Source organism: Bacteroides sp. 3_2_5 (assembly GCF_000159855.2).
Classification (GTDB): Bacteria; Bacteroidota; Bacteroidia; order Bacteroidales; family Bacteroidaceae; genus Bacteroides; species Bacteroides fragilis.
Genome location: NZ_JH636044.1, coordinates 1666402 through 1682325, shown reverse-complemented (window position 1 = coordinate 1682325; position 15924 = coordinate 1666402). Strand labels below are relative to the sequence as shown.

General features: G+C 33.6%; 18 protein-coding genes. All 18 read right to left on the bottom strand.

Annotated features, from left to right (window positions below; all coding sequences use genetic code 11):
* Positions 1 to 277 (bottom strand): DegT/DnrJ/EryC1/StrS family aminotransferase (locus tag BSHG_RS11150; protein WP_008659165.1); only part of this gene is annotated, 277 nt, incomplete at its 3' end.
* Between the two features lie 28 nt (positions 278 to 305).
* A complete protein-coding gene (locus BSHG_RS11155; RefSeq protein ID WP_005795343.1) occupies positions 306 to 1112 on the bottom strand; it encodes a glycosyltransferase in 807 nt (268 codons plus the stop codon).
* A gap of 9 nt (positions 1113 to 1121) precedes the next feature.
* The gene (locus BSHG_RS11160; protein ID WP_005795345.1) at positions 1122 to 2093 is read right to left on the bottom strand and encodes a glycosyltransferase family 2 protein; all 972 of its coding nucleotides are present in this window, start codon (positions 2091 to 2093) and stop codon (positions 1122 to 1124) included.
* A gap of 7 nt (positions 2094 to 2100) precedes the next feature.
* Positions 2101 to 3357 carry a nucleotide sugar dehydrogenase gene (locus tag BSHG_RS11165; RefSeq protein ID WP_005795347.1) on the bottom strand — a complete coding sequence of 419 codons (1257 nt, stop codon included), beginning with the start codon at positions 3355 to 3357 and terminating at the stop codon, positions 2101 to 2103.
* A gap of 10 nt (positions 3358 to 3367) precedes the next feature.
* The gene (locus tag BSHG_RS11170; protein ID WP_005800803.1) at positions 3368 to 4405 is read right to left on the bottom strand and encodes an EpsG family protein; all 1038 of its coding nucleotides are present in this window, start codon (positions 4403 to 4405) and stop codon (positions 3368 to 3370) included.
* A 6-nt stretch (positions 4406 to 4411) separates the two neighbouring features.
* Positions 4412 to 5668, bottom strand: coding sequence for a lipopolysaccharide biosynthesis protein (locus BSHG_RS11175; RefSeq protein ID WP_005795350.1), 1257 nt, complete (start codon positions 5666 to 5668; stop codon positions 4412 to 4414).
* The gene (locus BSHG_RS11180; protein WP_008659162.1) at positions 5655 to 6839 is read right to left on the bottom strand and encodes a hypothetical protein; all 1185 of its coding nucleotides are present in this window, start codon (positions 6837 to 6839) and stop codon (positions 5655 to 5657) included. Before BSHG_RS11180 ends, BSHG_RS11175 begins: the two co-directional genes overlap by 14 nt.
* Positions 6836 to 7360, bottom strand: coding sequence for an acyltransferase (locus tag BSHG_RS11185; RefSeq protein ID WP_005795354.1), 525 nt, complete (start codon positions 7358 to 7360; stop codon positions 6836 to 6838). Before BSHG_RS11185 ends, BSHG_RS11180 begins: the two co-directional genes overlap by 4 nt.
* Positions 7347 to 8516 carry a glycosyltransferase gene (locus BSHG_RS11190; protein WP_008659160.1) on the bottom strand — a complete coding sequence of 390 codons (1170 nt, stop codon included), beginning with the start codon at positions 8514 to 8516 and terminating at the stop codon, positions 7347 to 7349. Before BSHG_RS11190 ends, BSHG_RS11185 begins: the two co-directional genes overlap by 14 nt.
* Positions 8517 to 8531: 15 nt before the next feature.
* On the bottom strand, positions 8532 to 9581 hold the full coding sequence (locus BSHG_RS11195; RefSeq protein WP_005795358.1) for a nucleotidyltransferase family protein: 1050 nt from the start codon (positions 9579 to 9581) through the stop codon (positions 8532 to 8534).
* A gap of 14 nt (positions 9582 to 9595) precedes the next feature.
* Positions 9596 to 10237 carry an acetyltransferase gene (locus tag BSHG_RS11200; RefSeq protein WP_005795360.1) on the bottom strand — a complete coding sequence of 214 codons (642 nt, stop codon included), beginning with the start codon at positions 10235 to 10237 and terminating at the stop codon, positions 9596 to 9598.
* 2 nt (positions 10238 to 10239) lie between these two features.
* The gene (locus BSHG_RS11205) at positions 10240 to 10962 is read right to left on the bottom strand and encodes an SDR family oxidoreductase (protein WP_005795362.1); all 723 of its coding nucleotides are present in this window, start codon (positions 10960 to 10962) and stop codon (positions 10240 to 10242) included.
* On the bottom strand, positions 10959 to 12176 hold the full coding sequence (locus tag BSHG_RS11210; RefSeq protein ID WP_005795364.1) for an ANL family adenylate-forming protein: 1218 nt from the start codon (positions 12174 to 12176) through the stop codon (positions 10959 to 10961). The genes BSHG_RS11205 and BSHG_RS11210 overlap by 4 nt, the downstream gene beginning before the upstream one ends.
* Position 12177: 1 nt before the next feature.
* Entirely contained in the window at positions 12178 to 12399 is a 222-nt protein-coding gene (locus BSHG_RS11215; protein ID WP_005776094.1) for a phosphopantetheine-binding protein, read from the bottom strand.
* 5 nt (positions 12400 to 12404) lie between these two features.
* Positions 12405 to 13547 carry a LegC family aminotransferase gene (locus tag BSHG_RS11220; RefSeq protein WP_008659159.1) on the bottom strand — a complete coding sequence of 381 codons (1143 nt, stop codon included), beginning with the start codon at positions 13545 to 13547 and terminating at the stop codon, positions 12405 to 12407.
* A gap of 11 nt (positions 13548 to 13558) precedes the next feature.
* Positions 13559 to 14767 carry a UDP-N-acetylglucosamine 4,6-dehydratase gene (locus BSHG_RS11225; RefSeq protein WP_008659156.1) on the bottom strand — a complete coding sequence of 403 codons (1209 nt, stop codon included), beginning with the start codon at positions 14765 to 14767 and terminating at the stop codon, positions 13559 to 13561.
* Between the two features lie 30 nt (positions 14768 to 14797).
* The gene (locus BSHG_RS11230) at positions 14798 to 15271 is read right to left on the bottom strand and encodes a UpxZ family transcription anti-terminator antagonist (RefSeq protein ID WP_005800814.1); all 474 of its coding nucleotides are present in this window, start codon (positions 15269 to 15271) and stop codon (positions 14798 to 14800) included.
* A 19-nt stretch (positions 15272 to 15290) separates the two neighbouring features.
* Positions 15291 to 15809, bottom strand: coding sequence for a capsular polysaccharide transcription antiterminator UpaY (gene upaY, locus BSHG_RS11235; protein WP_005786163.1), 519 nt, complete (start codon positions 15807 to 15809; stop codon positions 15291 to 15293).
* Positions 15810 to 15924 lie beyond the last annotated feature (115 nt).

The window sequence follows — 15924 nt, the reverse complement described above, 5'->3', positions numbered from 1 at the left end:
CTCCGGCATGGAGCACTGCCAATGCCGTTGCACTATAAGTATAGGCAGGAACAATCACTTCATCGCCCTCCTTCACTCCCAGCCAACGCAACATCATAATAGCTCCTGATGTCCAGGAATTGACACAAAGCACTTCTTTTGCTCCTGAGAAAGATTTAATTTCTTCCTCCAAAGCCTTCACTTTCGGACCGGATGTGATCCAACCGGAACGTAACGAATCAACGACTTCGTTGATGACCGCCTCGTCAATATAAGGTGGTGAAAAAGGTATTTTCATGAGTTTATGTTTTATAAGAAAAGTAAAATCAACGTACTGTTTTATAGATTATGTCAAGAATAGATTTAGGCATTAATTTGGCCATAGCATATAGCAATGCATAACAATCTTCCTTCCATCCGAACCCTAACATTCTATTAACACGATGACGTAAAGTATAAATAGATTTTGCATGTTTCCACCCCCGCCTTCTTTCAAAGAAGTTTGAATCCAATCTAAACTTAAACAGATATTCGGGTACATTGGCAAATTTACATCCACTTTTAAAACCTTTAGCCCACATCATAGTATCTTCTCCAAAGTAGGTGTCTTCGGGATATAAACCAGCTTTCTCAAAATATGAACGTCGAAACATCACAGTAGGATGAATCATACAATCCCGCTTTTTAAACAGTTCCAAACATTCTTCATGAGTTATCGGCATTTTTTTTCGAAAATATTCTTTTCCGTCATCATCAATTTCTATTGCCCAGGTACCAAGGCAATCAATATCCGGATGTGAATTCATAAATGCGATCTGCTTCACAAAACGTTCCGGCATGGAAATATCATCAGCATCCATACGAGCAATATAGGTACAATCCTCCTTTTTTAGAACAGTATTCAACAACTCATTCAACGAATAAGCCAAGCCTAAATTCCTTTCTCTCGTACTAATATGGACATGATTTGTTGATAAATTAGCTACATAGGAAGCTACGTCACTCTTTATAGGACCGTCACAAATTGCATATAAATAAAAAGGAGTATATATCTGATTAAGTAAACTTTCTATCGCTTCTTGAACTTTCAATAAAGTATCTTTCGCATACAAGGACATAATAACATATAGCATAGATATAATTTATATAATATCTTTTTTAAATCTATTAAACTTCAAATCATAAATAGAATACACTACAATCATAAAAGATGGGATAACGCCCACGACACAAGACAATATAATATTAAGTATATCCTTCTTTTCAAAAGAAGTCCATGAAATATTTTTTTGAGCAAAAGAAATAGCTGTACCATATCTTTTCTCTTTTAAGTAATTATATATAATTTCTTTCCATTGTACTCGATAGATATCAGCTTGCTTTTGCCCATCCAACATTTCTATGTCAGTGACAAACGTTTGTAGCAATTTCTTTTTTACTTCCAACAAAACATCAGTACGAGGTGTATTTCTTATTCCATCAGCACAAATTACTACACCCACATAAGGAAGAATCTCTATGTGATAAAATCTAAATAAACGGATCAAGAATTCCCAATCTTGGTGGCGCTTAAAAGAAACATCAAACAACCCCACCTTATTCAATACTTCTCTTTTAATCATTAAAGTAGAACCTGCGGCATAATCAATCTGTGCAGATAATAATTCATAACATGAATCAAAGCAGCCTACATTTTTACTCACTTTATATATCTTCTTCTTATATTTTTTTACATAATTACAGCAAGCACCACCACAATCCACATTTGAATTCCGCAAGAAAAGTATGGCTTCCTTTACTCGATCTTTAAAAAAATAATCATCATCATCAAGAAAAGCGATATACTCTCCTACAGAGTTTTGAATTCCTGTATTACGAGCAGCAGATCCACTCTGATTTATTTTATGTTTTATATATTTAACTCTAGGATCATCAGCATACCTTTCCATATATTGGATTGTTTCCAAGCGATATTTATCACCATCAGAATTATCATCAACAACAATCACCTCTATATTACTATAGCTTTGCTCAAGTACACTATCTATAGCTCGCCCCAACATATTGGGACGTTTATAAGTCGGAATAATAACGCTAACCAATCCAGAAACCATATTATTCTTACAGTCGTCCATCAACAATTGCTCTATCTAAAAAACACTTTACATCAAAAACAACAGAAATATCATTACCAAGTGCTTTTATATCAATTGTTTTAAACTCATTATGTCCAACCGCCAATATGATAGCATCGTATTTTTTTTCATTAACATTATCAATCATACGAATGCCATACTCTTCATACACTTTTTCTGCATTTGCCCAAGGATCATAAACGGAAATATTTTTAGTATACTCTAACAAAGTTGAATATATATCAACAACTTTTGTGTTGCGTATATCAGGGCAATTCTCTTTGAAAGTAATACCAAGTAGCAATATATTAGAATCTTTCACCAATACTCCCTTTTTATTCATCAACTTGATTACTTGATTAGCAACATAATCGCCCATACCATCATTTAATCGCCGGGCTGAAGACATTATTCTTGGTAAGACCCCATACACTTGTGCTTTTTGTATCAAATAATATGGATCAACGCTAATACAATGTCCACCAACTAATCCTGGTCTCAATTTTATAAAATTCCATTTTGACGAAGCAGCCTCAATCACATCATTGGTATCAATATCCATTGCATTAAATATTTTCGCTAATTCATTCATAAATGCAATATTAACATCACGTTGAGAGTTCTCTATGATTTTAGATGCTTCAGCAACTCTGATAGAAGGAGCTTTGTGTGTTCCATTTATCAAAACAGAATTATATACTTTATCTACTATGTCAGCAATTTCTGGAGTAGATCCGGATGTCACCTTCTTTATTTTTTCAACAGTATGTTCTTTGTCACCTGGATTTATTCTTTCTGGTGAATAGCCAGCAAAAAAATCGAGATTAAATTTTAATCCAGACACACGTTCTACAACAGGTAAACATTCTTCTTCAGTAACCCCCGGATACACAGTCGATTCATAAACAACTATGTCACCCTTTGAAATTACTTTTCCCACAGTTTCACTAGCTGATATCAACGGTGTTAAATCAGGGCGATTATTTCTATCGACCGGTGTTGGTACAGCTATTACATAAAAATTACAATCACGTATATCTTCCAAGTTAGAAGTGCATTTAAAACCACTATCTAAAGCTGCTTGTAACAAAACATCAGTAACTTCTAAAGTAGTATCATGCCCCCCCATTAAAGATTCTACTCGTTTCTGATTCATATCAAAACCTATTGTTTGATATTTTGTTGAAAATAAGCGAGCCAAAGGCAGACCTACATATCCAAGGCCAATAACAGCAATCTTCATAATATGATATTTATTTAAATAAGTTGAAATTCATAGAATAAGGAACCAAATCATACAAATGCCCATTAAAACAAATGGTACGGACAAGGTATAATAACAGCACTAAATGAAGGCTGAAATACATACCAATACGCATATGGACATTCTTTATAGATGATATAACGGCTGGAACCAATATGATATACACAAAGAAGAAATAACTATTCATTCGGAGAGTCATTTGAATAAGTACTCCATTAGATTGAAGTAACACTACTAATAATGACAAAAAACAAAAAAGATTCATATTCTCCATTATAAGCTTACTTTTAAAAGAATTAAGCTTATTCCAAAAGATGATGAATAAGATTGAAATGCCCGCAAAAATATAAGTGAATGAGCTTATATGAGTTTCTCGATCTCTTGTCAAATACACAATATATGGAGTATAGGAAATAAGTTTATCTATAGCCAAGCTACCCGCAATAGTCAACAAAAACGCAAGTAATTTGCCTTTTATAGATATAGTCTTATTTAATATATAATATAAAGGAATAAAAACTAAAATCGATTCATGAAAGAAGAATCCTCCCAACAAAAGAGAAACGATATACTTAAATATTTTTTTTTGTTCAATATACTTTAATGCAACAATAAAAACAGCGATTGCTAAGTATTGCCTCATCCCATTAAAGGTTGCAATATAAAACGGAGAGATACAATAATAAATAAAAACTGAAATCCAAACACTGTAATTATATCGTTTAATAATATTATATACCAGTATTTGCATGACAACAGCCATTATAAAAAACATGAATTGATAGCTAGCCCCGATGTATCGCAAAAAATCTAGAATCAAGTTAAATCCTAATTCTCGACTTCCATACCCTTCTTCAAGATTATATATTTTCACATAATTAACATAATCTACTCCTACATAATACCTAAACCCAGAGAAAATGGAAAAAAGAATAAATACACAAATTAGAAAAAATCGATTTTTAGTGACACTTCCTAAAGAGCAAAAGATTAGTAAGAAAAAATATATAAGAAAATAAGGAAACATCGACCTTTACCGCAAACCTTTTATATAGTAATAAAACAAAAAAAGAGAAACTATACCTGACAAAATAAATGTAGCGCACAAACCATAAACAATTGCTATAGCACCCCAATATTGATAAAATATAAGTGAGAAAATAATATATAAAAAGCAAAAAGCATAAGTATTATATCCATTCCACTTTGCTTTTCCAACAGCGAGTAATATATTTCCTAATGGATTCCGAAAAATATATGTAACAAATGTTGCAACCATAAACATCTTATACATATATACACAATCATTATATTGTGCCCCAAATAGATTCTCTACCACAAAATCCCCATATATAATCAATAATAAAAAGACTACAAATGAAATAGGAATTACCACTTTCAGATAGTTATAATAATATCGCTTTAAACAATTACTATCCATATAGTTCCTAGATAAATAGCTAAAATCAGAGATCATCAAAATTCCAGGTAGAGTTAAAAGATTAAAAGGTATTATAGTGGCAACCCTAAAACTTGCTATACTGTGTTCCGGTTCATTCAATATACCTAAAAGTAAAGGAGCAATAGAAAAGATAATCTGGTTAGCAATTGCACTTACACTCGTATGTATTCCATATCCCCAATATTCTTTTTTAGATATTTCAATCTGATTACTAAATTGTATATAAGATATTTTTTTCCTAAATAAAAAGAAAGTCAATAATGGTGCTAATATAAGAGCAGTGATATAGCCATAGTTCTTAAAAAATAATGTCAAACAAACCGTCAGTAATAATAATATAACAGAATTGTACACGTTTAGTTTAGAATACGTTCTATTTAAATTTACAATTCGGAAATAACTACGCATTGTTTCTAACATATAAAAGCTATACAATCCTAGACACATATAAATAACTAGAGGTTGCGCATTCTTCATTCCTTCAGGTAGAAAGCAAGAATAAACTACTATAATAGCAACAACAACCGAAGTATACTTGATTCCGATCCTTTGGGTATAATAATAATACTGTTTTTTTTTCAAGAATGAGTTTACAATTGAACCAAATCTTAACAACGAATAATTTCCTCCAAATCCTGCAATAACGATTGCTATAGCATATATAGACAATACGTAAGATAATATTCCGTAGTCCTCTTTAGTAAGTAATTGCACGACGATAATAGAAAGTAGTGCCGCACTTATCTTTACCAAAGCTGTAGAGAAAAAGACAGAAAAACCTCCTCTCTTGATAAAACCTGAAATAAAATCTGAATTAATTCTTTTCATTCAAAAAATCCAATTTATAAAAAGGGCTCTCAGAACAATATAACTGATCAGAATAAAGATTCTGTGCTATTTTTATATACTTAGAATTTATATTTGACATTGCATAATACATCTCTGCATACCAAGCTCTTTGTAAATCACTAGATTGAATATAATTCAACAGGTATTTGTTACTTTCAACAAATTCAATAGCTCGTTCTAATCTATCCTCTATTTCATTATAGTTTAAAATACTTGCAGTTAGTATCTCTGTTTCCCTATTTTTTTTGTAGAGACTCAGCAATCGAGCAAAATCAACAATATTAACTAATTGATAATCTATATGCCTATTTAAAACAGATAAATCCCTAGAAATAAATCCATTATTAAAAAAGACAGTAGGAAACACAAATTTAAAAATTATAGGATGAACAATTTTCTCATATACGCAATCAATCCAAAAAGAATTATGTTGTTCTTTCAAAAATAAATTCAAACAATAATTATCTATTTCCTGTAATTTATTCATTATTTTTCCTTTATTAGTTAATCCTAAAAGTTGATTTATGGAAATAAGACCTTTGTTTATCCAATAGTCTAAATCAAAGTTAAGAAGATATTCTTTCCTATAGAATTTTAGTAATAGAAGTGTATTCAAAGAGTCGATATGAGTATTCAAGGTTAAAGTATTCCTCCAACTCTTACCTGCCACTTTTGATCTAATATGCGAAAAGGGGGTTTTTCCACCATACTCACTTGAATCATGACAAAACCAAATACCTTCTTTCCATTCAAAAAAGTATTTAAATTGTTCATTCGCTATGATTCTGATATTTTTATCTGTATCAAATCCATCTTCACAAGCATATAACAGCGTTCTCAATGCAGAATTTGTCGAACGAAATTGTATATCATAATCTCCTGTAAAGCTACGATGCAATAGTTTTCCATTACCCCAAATTATACGTCTATCAATGGCTTCTATTATGCTTAATTTATAATCAAAAAGGGATTCTTTTTGGGATTTCTCTATCTCACATAATGCATAAAACATACTTTCCCCACTCATCTCAAAACACCAATCAGATCCTAAACTCCTTGTAATTAGAAACTTTCCGTCTAGAGTAAAAATCTGTTTAAATTCTTCGGGAAAACAGATATCACCTATAAGTGACAAACACATTCTCTTCATTTCAGTTGAGTATAAATAGTGTCCCTCAATTCATTTTGTCGTTCCTCAGTAATTATTTCACCTCTAGTAATTAAATCAATAAATTTCTCATCAGGAGTATAAAGAATTTTACGTTGCTCACATTTATCAATATATTCACTTATAGTAGAAACGACTCTTGCAGGATTTCCTGCTACAACAGAATTAGAAGCTATGTCTTTAGTGACAACACTTCCTGAGCCTATTATCACATCATCACCTACTACAACTCCTGGTAAAATAATACTATTAGCTCCTAAAAAAACACGATTTCCAATTTTAGTCTTCTGTACCCGATATTTACCTGTATGCCAAAGAGTACTAGCATCATGTGCCAATATAATAGATCCTGGCGCAGAAATAAAATCATCACCTATTTCCACTAGTTCTGGAAATAATGTATCAATTAAAGAGTTACTGTAAAAACGTTGGCCATGTTTAAATCTAACTCTAGGAGGATAAATTAAATGATAAACCTTCTTAAAAAATTTATTTATTATCATATCTGTTTATGTACAAATCCAGCCAATCCTGAATTACATTATTCCATCTAAACTTATCTATTATTATTTCCGAATTTTTACAAGTGAGTGTTTTATAAGAAACAAACTTATTCAAAACATCATATAATTCATTTGATATTAATTCCGAACAATCTATTTTCCTATAAAAAACGCCCCACTGATCTAAACAATCATAAGGTAACCACGAACCTGTTATAACTATATTCTGGGCACTTAAATGTTCTAACATCGATCCAGAAAGCATATCTGTAGGTTGTAGCTGAATAAAAATATCAGATGCAACTCTTAAATGTGCAATATCTTCATCAGACAAAAATTGTTCAATTACATTATAATGAAACTTCGAATTAAGAACTGTTTTTTTTATTATACCAATATATTCGGCATCTTCGGGATAGGTTACAGGTAAAAGAAATTCTACCTTATCATGAAAGGGAGACAGCAAAGGAGATCGTTCTATATTCTCTATAATATCAATATGATGTTGTAACCTACTGGCATTATATCCAATAGTTATTACTATTTTGTCTGCACATAATCCTATTTTAGATTTACTAATTCTTGCATTTGCACCACTCCTTAAAATCGAAATCAAACTTTCTAAAGGTTCCAACCCAAAACGACATAAAACTATCTTGGAAAGAAAAGAACTCTTTTGATAACAAGTTTTAAATTCTTCTATAACTTTATCCGATGCAATAGTTATATGATCTGCTCTATTAAATAGTACAGTCATATTTTTTTTCCTATCTTCCGATGCACGTAAAAAATCACTTCCCCATATTGAAACAATTAACTTTCCACGGATATATTTCGAAAAGAACCTAATATCTCGTACTATTATATTCTCAACATAATGAATATGAACTACATCATAACAATCAAGTCTTTTAATATATTTACGAAACAATATATGTTGATAAAGAACTTTTAAGAAACGATTTTTTTTAAAAAAAGAAGGTACTATTAAAGCATAAATATTATTATAAAACTTATCAGAAGGAAAAGAGAGATCTGAACTATCTTGAGAAAGAATATCAATTTCTAAATCTGAATTAAGATAAACTTTTTTTAGAGTCTTCACATAATTGTATATAAACTGATGACTTCTATTTCCAATTATTAGAACCTTCATGCCTATAATAATCGACTATTTATTAATAATTGAGAAATACTCATTCCAATTACCTACATCAATCCAAGATTTTTCACTAACAGGAAAAACCCCTATTCTTCTATTTTCTTTTCTTAGCTTATCTATTAGAGAAGTTATATGATAAAATTGCCCTTCTGGAATTTCATCCAATAAATTGGGTTCAAGAATATACAGTCCCGTATTTATCTTAAAAGTCAAGTCAGGTTTTTCTACGATTGAATCTAGCAGACCATTTTCCTTAGTATAAAGAACGCCATAAGCTATTGGATAATTTTTAAGAGCCGCAACAACTGTCAATTCATTTTTATTTTCTTTGTGATATTTCAGTATCTGACTGTAATCTTCATTAATTATAATATCACAATTGGACACAAAAAAGGTAGTGTGTATTTTATCTCTCATTAATGTTAAACTACCAGCAGTTCCCAAAGGAACATTCTCTTGAAAATAGTTTATTCGATATGACGAATCTCTAAGAGTAGAAAAATAATGTTTGATGACATCTGCTTTATAATTTACAGAAACATAAAAGTTATTACTTCCACATTTAACAAAACGATCCATGATATCCTCCATAAAAGTTTTTTCTCCAATAGGGATTAATGGCTTAGGAATAATATTTGTTAACGGTTTTAAACGTGTTCCCTGCCCACCTGCCATAATTACTATTGGAAGATCAAACTGATCTATTGGAGCATTATCTTCATTGGGGAAAAGCTCACTCCACATTAAAACTTTAACAAGCTTCCTCTCGGTATTCAGAATTGGAATAAACTCCATTCTATAAGACATCATTAAAGTTCTGATTTCATCAAGGCTTAAAGTGTCGTCAGCAGTAATAATTCTATCTCGTAAAATATTCTTAATAGGCGTATCCAAGGATTTATTACCAATTATAGCACGTTGAATATCCCCAATACTAACCAAACCGAAATATTCTCCTTCTGAAAACACTAATAAAAGCTTCCTATTACATTTATCCATTTGCTCCAATGTATGCAATATGGAAACATTTATATCCACAATCAACTGTTGGTAATCCATTTCTTTAGTATCTATTAATACCGTTTCCTATATACTCTTAAGCTCCCTCCATTACTTGTACACATACTATTTGCTTCTATTACTCTATCAATGTAACATAATGCATCAATCTGACAATCATCTTTTATTTCAAGTCCTTGAAATACAAAAGAATTTGCACCAAATAAACATCCATTCCCAATTTTTACATTACCACTAATTCTGGCTCCCGGATTAAAGAAACAATCAGAACCAACAACGACATCATGCCCAATAGTCACATTGTAATTAATCAGATTTGAATTTCCAATAAGAGCATTGGAAGAAATAACAGCATTAGCAGCCAAATAATTACCCTTACCTAATATAGCTGAAGGAGAAATATAAGAAGATGGATGAATGACATTATCAAGTACACTGTTAAATCCACCAAAAAGATCAACAAACCGTAAGCGTAAAGTTCTGTTGGTAAATCCTATAATATAATGAGAAACCTCAATTGTAGATAATCTATCTAATAAAGACGAGTCTCTAATATAAGTTTGTAAAATAGGAGGTTCTTCATCTGATATAACGTTATAAACAGCAAAATATTTATCCTTAAAAAACTGATCTACAGTTTCTCGGATTTCCAAGGCAGTACTACTACCACCAACAATAAAAAGAGTAGGTTTCATTACTAAATAGTACCGTTATCAACAAATATATTTTGTCCTGTAATAGAGCAAGCTTTCTTTGATAATAGAAAAGCGACAGTTTCTGCCACAGAACGTACATCAGTAGCCTGTTTTAAAGAAGTCCTTTTGTAAATACGGTCTTTCTGTTCTTCTGTTAAAGAAGAACTCATCGCCGTTTCCATAAAACCAGGTACTACCACATTAGAACGAATACCTAACTGTCCCCATTCTCTAGCAGTATCTTTGGAAAATGCTTCTAATGCCCCTTTACTAGAAGCATACATAGATAACCCTTTATACCCTGTATGAACACTTATAGAAGATATATGTATTATACTTCCTTGAGTATGATGTAATAACATATTACGAATTGCATATTTAGTCAATAGCATCGGAGAGAATACATTCACGTTATACATTGCCCTTAACTTATCTATTTGTAAGTTGGTAATAATATCATCATAAGCTACAGCTGCATTATTTACATAACCATCTAATAGGACTGAGTTAGTAAGAAACTCTTTAAAAATAATCTTGTGAATATTGGTCGTATCTGAGAGATCAACACTTTTAAAAAAGAGTTTACTTTCATATTTTTCTTCAAGTATTCGGAATTCATTCGAATAACTACGAGAAACTCCATAAACAACATGTCCTTCCTCTAACAAAACTCTACAAATCTCGAGACCCACCCCACGAGAACAACCTGTAACTAATATATTCATGTTCGTTTTAATTTTCCTGTTCTTGTTAATGCTATATTCTCCACAAATTTTATTTTACGTGGAATTTTAAACTCTTGTAACTTATCAGCCAACCAGTGACGAATATCCAATTCAGACAAACTACATCCCTCCTCAATCTTTATTTCAGCGCAAAGAATATTACCTAAAACAGAATTTGGTTTGCCATAAACAAAAGCCTGTTGAACACCATCAAATTGCATTATGACGCTCTCAACCTCTCCAGGATTTATTTTATACCCACCAACATTTATCAGTTCATTCTTACGACTTTTAAAACGAAATAATCCTTTATCAGAGTCCATCCATTCTATTAAATCACCAGAATGATAATAATCTCCCACACATGAAAAGCTATCAGATTTACCCAAAAGAGAATTATGAATTAATAATTCTTCATCCTCAACTTTAATTTTATCCTTCAATTCGACTGGAATCTGAAATAAATCTCCTTTTGCTGCAAACAAAGAACCAGCTTCAGTTGAAGCATATATATTATTTATTCGAGCATTCGGAAATATCAAAAGCATTGATTCATAAAGTTTAGTATTAGATTTCTCCCCTCCTAAAGTCACTCTACACACTTCAGGATAAGATTTCTCTACTGGTAACAATAAACGATAAAAGGTGGGAGTAGCAGAAATATGAGTTACATGGTATTCCGAAAGCAATTCATATACTTCAACTCGATTTTTATTAAAAACATTTATTAAAGCATTTTTATTTGCAAAAGCCTGAAAAAAGACTTGCAAACCAGCCATATGAGTCGGGTTAAAAGCAAAAGCCCATATTTGAGAATGATATTTAAACGAAATTCTTGTCGAACGAGTCAACGTCCCAATAGTATGTACTACTTTTTTAGGCTGCCCTGTAGTACCAGATGTAAATATAGTTATTTCTGATTTTGAGGTTAAAACACTATTTATCAGATCATCTATATCTGCTTTATCATCAAAAAGAATATTCTTAGGCTCATTTATATCTGTATTTTCTATTCCTTCTAATTCATTCATTTTAGTATCTGAGTCTAAAAGAATTAGAGGCTGATCGGAAATCAAAGATAAGATCATATTCAAAAAGAAATCATATAAATTATTCGTCTGCATCAGTGGAATGTATGACTTTGTTGCATTTATCCGTTGCAACAGATCTTCATAAGTATATGATTTATGTTGATCTACTAAAAACAGTCCCATATTAACGTAACTTCTCAATTATTTCACCAACAGTATTTACTAACCCATCCTCGAAAATATCAATATCAAATTCATCCTCTATTCGAACGGTAAGTTCTGCCAAATCAAATGAAGTAAATCCAATATCATCTCTTAAAGTATCACTTAAGTTAATAACACTCAATTCTGACAAATTTTTAGCTTTCCTTATCTCATTGATAATAATTAAAATCTTCTCTTCCATATTTTTTATAATCTTACACTACTTGGTATATTCACAATTCTTTCTTCCAACCACACAGTATTTTCCAAACCATCCGTCTCACATCCACGAAACATCTCAAGTCTGTTCATCAATTCCCAAACGGGGCGGGTCATTACACCATGATCGTTCGTATATTCAAGGAAAGACTGTTGGGCCCGGCGGTCTTTCAAAAGTACAGCGTTCAACCAATAGTTAGAACGGCTGTTCGCAGGCTCAACAACAAACTCAACATCAGGAATATGAGAAAAGAACTCACGATACCGTTCTGCTGTCTCACGTTTATTGGAAACGTACCTGTCAAGATTCTCCATTTGGGCACAACCCAATGCGGCGTTGATATTAGGCATACGGTAATTGTAGCCAATATGATCATGAACAAAGGCCCAACGGTGCGGAACTTTGGCTTGGGTTGTCAAATGTTTGGCAAACTTGCCCAACTCTTCGTCCTGGAAAAGCAACATACCCCCACCACCGGTGGTGATCGTTTTATTACCATTAAAACTGATGGCTCCCACTCTTCCGAAAGTACCCGTATGACGGCCTTTATAGAAACTACCGATACTTTCGGCCGCATCCTCGACAAGTTCTATATGATATTCGTTGCACACTACCGACAATTCGTCAATCTTCATAGGATGCCCGAATGTATGCATAGGAACACAAGCCTTGATACGGCGTCCCGTCTTCTTATTATAACACTGCCCATTCCTTACTTCCGCATGCCCAGACAACCATCTTTTTACAGCAAGAGGAGAAAGCCCCAAAGTATCTCTATCCACATCAAGAAATACAGGATGTGCACCAATATAACTGATGGCGTTACAGGTAGCGATAAAAGTAAGAGCCTGAGTTAAAACTTCATCATCACGCTCGACACCGACAAGAAGCATACCCATGTGCAATGCATTAGTACCACTTACACAGACAACAGCTCTTTTTGAACCCGTATAGCAAGCAACAAGCTCCTCAAAGCGATCGACAAATTTGCCCACACTCGAAACAAAAGTAGTATCAATGCATTCTGCAAGGTATTTTTTTTCGTTACCGATAAATAAAGGAGCGTGCAACGGGACAAATTCATCCGTACCAAACAAGTTATGGATGAAAGTAGTTATATTATTATACATACTTGTAAACATTACATTTTCTGATCCAGATTCTTTCCTTTCTCCACGTGTTCGAAATTGGGAAGGAATCTTTTAAGCGCAGTCACGATATCAGACTTATGACAGTCCGGAAAGGCAAAGAGAGACTCCAGTTCATCAAAGAAGGAATCCAATTCAGACAAAGGACGTTTACTGACATCCTCAATCACGCCCAAAGAAGAAAAACGTTCCAGGTTCAACCGCTCACCGGGCACATAGAACTCTTCATAGCCTTTCTCACCCGTGGTATCACTTTTAAAATAAACAACAGGATATATCTTGCTGTCATCCGCCATTTCGGCAGCATATCTTCTGGCTTCTTCATCTGTAGCACACTCTTTCTTTTCATAGCCCAGAGTGCGGAGGAAACGGTCACAGATAGAAGAAAAAGTGATCATCTTTTCCTCACCCAGCTTTGGAAAGAAAATCTCTCCGTTATTCCCAAGAATACAGGCAAGCATACAGATCTGGCCGCTTTCTTCAGGTGAAACGAAATAACGTTTCACGTCATTGGGGGCAGCCAGAGGCTGTTTCTTCATGATACGGTCAATAAAACCGGCCAATAGGGAGCCATTGGAAAAGGCGACATTGGCAAAACGGGCAGTAGTGACTTTAAATTTAGAGGAGTAAGCCATTATCATATCTTCCATGATACGTTTACTGGCACCCATTATATTCACAGGATTGGCAGCCTTATCCGTAGAAACACAAAAGAAATGATGGGGAGGAAATTCCGATAACAGATCAAGCAGTTTTTTGGCTTTTATTACATTATTTTCAATCAGAGCCTGTACCGAATATTCATCTTTCTCACTCCGTACATGCTTGTGTGCCGAAAAGTTGGCTACAATATCAAAACCCTGCTCCTTACGGAACATACGCTCGAAGATGGGATCTGCAAAATTCAATGTATAAGTACGATACTCGTCCGGAATATACAGACCGTAAGTGGAACGCAAATCGCGGGTGAGTTCGGCCAATCCATTTTCGTTTAAATCGATCACAACAAGTTTGGAAGGCTTAAAAGGAAGAATGGCTTTTATATAGGAAGAACCGATGGAACCCGCACCACCAATCACTAATAAACTCTTACCTTCAACCTCTTGGCGAAGACGATCACTGTTTGCTGCAATATCGGGAGCAAACATGCTGGAACGACGAAAAGTGATATGATCGCCGATAAAATTATCTACATTAAGCATATTTATATTATTCTTCAAAAATGCATACAATCAATCTTCTACCTCACTACACGGATACCGATTATCTTCCATTGTCTGCAATGTCTCCATCACTTCCAATTCTTCTTCTGAAAGTGCCCTATTTTTCCAGCTATCCATTATTTGATGTGCTTCTTGTGCTAAATCCTCCTCGAATACCTCGCCATAGCAATAAGTCAGCAATTGGCATTTCAATAGAGAAGCGGGAAGATGGTCCAATACGGCAAAAGAGCGATCTAAAATGCTTTGTATCTTAGATTCTTTGTCGCCATCATTGTAAATGGTAGCATTATAGCCCATTAACAGGGACAGACAAATCGCTGCTTCTTCCTCGGATGTGGCACCTTTCATAGAGAAAAGGGCTTCGGACAAGCGAAAAACTTCGGTGTTCAGTTGACGGAAATGATCGGTATAGATGGGAGAACCATCCATACCCAAATAAAGCAACTCACGGGCAATGTGTTGCAGATTTTGGACTTGATTCATATAATTTTGAAATTACGAATTACGCTGAAAGAATACGAAGGTAACTTTTAGGTACTTTGACGCTGGCAGAAAGAACTCCGTGGATACGAATCACTACGTAAGTACGGTTGGCAAGGCTGGACAATTCGCCCTCAATGCCACAAAACTCTCCTTTGACGACCTGCACTTTTGTACCAACAGTAAGGGGAAGATCATCAAAAGTTACATTTTCCGGAGCTAAATCCATCACAAACTTGAAATCTTCCATCTGTTTATTGGGAACGATCAACAAAGTATGGGTATAGAGATCCTTCATATAATAAAGAGGAACATGATCATCCTTCGTGATAGACCAAGCACGGTCTTTCGTGGTCCGGACAAAAATAAGATTCTTGATAACAGGAACTTCTACCCTACGACGACGATATTTCAGTTGACGGATGACAAATTGTGTTGGAAGAAAGTATTCTATTCCAAGCTTTTCTAAAGCATTGCGAACAGAAAACTCCTGATCCTTCTTTGTCCGAGCGGCAAACCAATACTCCTGTTGTTCAGACATTTATTAGTGGATATTAAAAGTCGAGAGGTTACTTTCGGGTGCGCTACGCGGTTTGGACGAGACATCTTTTCCCATTCAAACCGTAAGAATTTCCGAAACTATTTTTAGTGGTAAA

Bases quoted from the DNA above. Each gene is read 5' to 3' on its own strand.
- BSHG_RS11200 (WP_005795360.1), bottom strand. From the start codon at position 10,237: ATGAAACCTACTCTTTTTATTGTTGGTGGTAGTAGTACTGCCTTGGAA.
- BSHG_RS11215 (WP_005776094.1), bottom strand. From the start codon at position 12,399: ATGGAAGAGAAGATTTTAATTATTATCAATGAGATAAGGAAAGCTAAA.
- BSHG_RS11160 (WP_005795345.1), bottom strand. From the start codon at position 2,093: ATGGTTTCTGGATTGGTTAGCGTTATTATTCCGACTTATAAACGTCCC.
- BSHG_RS11225 (WP_008659156.1), bottom strand. From the start codon at position 14,767: ATGCTTAATGTAGATAATTTTATCGGCGATCATATCACTTTTCGTCGT.
- upaY (WP_005786163.1), bottom strand. From the start codon at position 15,809: ATGTCTGAACAACAGGAGTATTGGTTTGCCGCTCGGACAAAGAAGGAT.
- BSHG_RS11155 (WP_005795343.1), bottom strand. From the start codon at position 1,112: ATGCTATATGTTATTATGTCCTTGTATGCGAAAGATACTTTATTGAAA.
- BSHG_RS11210 (WP_005795364.1), bottom strand. From the start codon at position 12,176: ATGGGACTGTTTTTAGTAGATCAACATAAATCATATACTTATGAAGAT.
- BSHG_RS11180 (WP_008659162.1), bottom strand. From the start codon at position 6,839: ATGAAGAGAATGTGTTTGTCACTTATAGGTGATATCTGTTTTCCCGAA.
- BSHG_RS11190 (WP_008659160.1), bottom strand. From the start codon at position 8,516: ATGAAGGTTCTAATAATTGGAAATAGAAGTCATCAGTTTATATACAAT.
- BSHG_RS11185 (WP_005795354.1), bottom strand. From the start codon at position 7,360: ATGATAATAAATAAATTTTTTAAGAAGGTTTATCATTTAATTTATCCT.
- BSHG_RS11175 (WP_005795350.1), bottom strand. From the start codon at position 5,668: ATGAAAAGAATTAATTCAGATTTTATTTCAGGTTTTATCAAGAGAGGA.
- BSHG_RS11195 (WP_005795358.1), bottom strand. From the start codon at position 9,581: ATGGATTACCAACAGTTGATTGTGGATATAAATGTTTCCATATTGCAT.
- BSHG_RS11205 (WP_005795362.1), bottom strand. From the start codon at position 10,962: ATGAATATATTAGTTACAGGTTGTTCTCGTGGGGTGGGTCTCGAGATT.
- BSHG_RS11230 (WP_005800814.1), bottom strand. From the start codon at position 15,271: ATGAATCAAGTCCAAAATCTGCAACACATTGCCCGTGAGTTGCTTTAT.
- BSHG_RS11165 (WP_005795347.1), bottom strand. From the start codon at position 3,357: ATGAAGATTGCTGTTATTGGCCTTGGATATGTAGGTCTGCCTTTGGCT.
- BSHG_RS11220 (WP_008659159.1), bottom strand. From the start codon at position 13,547: ATGTATAATAATATAACTACTTTCATCCATAACTTGTTTGGTACGGAT.
- BSHG_RS11170 (WP_005800803.1), bottom strand. From the start codon at position 4,405: ATGTTTCCTTATTTTCTTATATATTTTTTCTTACTAATCTTTTGCTCT.